At 42.1% G+C, this 1,255-nt stretch carries 1 protein-coding gene and 7 tRNA genes; all 8 read left to right on the forward strand.

The window, feature by feature from the left end; translation table 11 throughout:
- Positions 1-5 precede the first annotated feature (5 nt).
- The 8 genes from H615_RS0101495 (at position 6) to H615_RS0101530 (ending at position 1,084) form a co-directional block, all read left to right on the forward strand.
- A tRNA-Tyr gene (locus H615_RS0101495) sits at positions 6-91 on the forward strand.
- A 20-nt stretch (positions 92-111) separates the two neighbouring features.
- Positions 112-182 (forward strand) — tRNA-Trp (locus tag H615_RS0101500).
- Between the two features lie 9 nt (positions 183-191).
- Positions 192-267: transfer RNA gene (locus tag H615_RS0101505), tRNA-His, on the forward strand.
- A 29-nt stretch (positions 268-296) separates the two neighbouring features.
- Positions 297-371, forward strand: a tRNA-Gln gene (locus tag H615_RS0101510).
- A 9-nt stretch (positions 372-380) separates the two neighbouring features.
- Positions 381-455 (forward strand) — tRNA-Gly (locus tag H615_RS0101515).
- 57 nt (positions 456-512) lie between these two features.
- Positions 513-586, forward strand: a tRNA-Cys gene (locus H615_RS0101520).
- Between the two features lie 11 nt (positions 587-597).
- A tRNA-Leu gene (locus H615_RS0101525) sits at positions 598-679 on the forward strand.
- A gap of 159 nt (positions 680-838) precedes the next feature.
- Positions 839-1,084, forward strand: a complete 246-nt coding sequence (locus H615_RS0101530) for a hypothetical protein (RefSeq protein WP_027953507.1) — start codon at positions 839-841, stop codon at positions 1,082-1,084.
- The last annotated feature ends 171 nt before the right edge of the window (positions 1,085-1,255 follow it).

Genomic DNA, 1,255 nt, shown 5'->3' on the forward strand with positions numbered 1-1,255 from the left:
CAAGTGGAGGGATAGCGAAGTTGGCCAAACGCGGCGGACTGTAAATCCGCTCCCATCGGGTTCGTAGGTTCGAGTCCTACTCCCTCCACCATTTTCTTTTAAAATTTAAATAGGGGTATAGTTTAATGGTAAAACTACGGTCTCCAAAACCGTCAATGTGGGTTCGATTCCTACTACCCCTGCTTCTTATGGCGGTTGTGGCGAAGTGGTTAACGCACCGGATTGTGGTTCCGGCATTCGTGGGTTCGATTCCCATCAGCCGCCCCATTTATTTCATAATAAACGACCTGAATTATTGGGCCATAGCCAAGCGGTAAGGCAACGGTTTTTGGTACCGTCATGCGCTGGTTCGAATCCAGCTGGCCCAGCCACTTATCATTGCGGGAGTAGTTCAGTGGTAGAACACCACCTTGCCAAGGTGGGGGTCGCGGGTTCGAATCCCGTCTCCCGCTCCATACATTCACATATTCAGGATCCACTGAATATGATACAATCATAATTGAATATCTTATGGCGGCATAGCCAAGAGGTAAGGCAGAGGACTGCAACTCCTTTATCACCGGTTCGATTCCGGTTGCCGCCTCCATAAGATTATTTGCCGGTGTGGCGGAATTGGCAGACGCGCACGACTCAAAATCGTGTTCCTCACGGAGTGCCGGTTCGACCCCGGCCACCGGTACTAAATAAGAGGGTTGAAGCCCATCAAATCAGTGCTTTGAGTAAATCAGAGTACTGATTTTTTTATGTTTAAAATAATAACCTTAATGTATAATCGAGTGGACAAAAATACAGATATTGTATGCCTTTTGAGACAATCATCTTAAAGGGAGATATTACAATGACAAAGATGAACGGGCAAAACTTAGAGAAGCGGCTAAAGACTGTTAAAGAGCTTTATGAGGATTTTCAGTTAGGGAATAAGGTTAAAAACCTTTCTGAAATGACGATTCTCTATTATGAGCAAAATCTCACATATTTCTTTGATCACCTAAATGAGGTGAGCATTGAGTTAGTACATGACATTAGAAAGTCTCATATCGATCGTTACATTATGTGGTTAACAGCCTATATTCGAAGGATTTAAAAGAAGGTTACAACAACCATAGTATATTAGAAAAGTTCAACACTAATAATAGATTTAAAAGAAGCAAGAAGTAAAAAATGAACTATAACCCGAATAATGGACACTTATAAAAAAGTGCCCCGTTATTCGGGTTATTTCTATCTCTAGAAATTTAACCCGTTTATAATGAAA

Source organism: Halobacillus kuroshimensis DSM 18393 (genome assembly GCF_000425705.1).
GTDB lineage: Bacteria > Bacillota > Bacilli > Bacillales > Halobacillaceae > Halobacillus > Halobacillus kuroshimensis.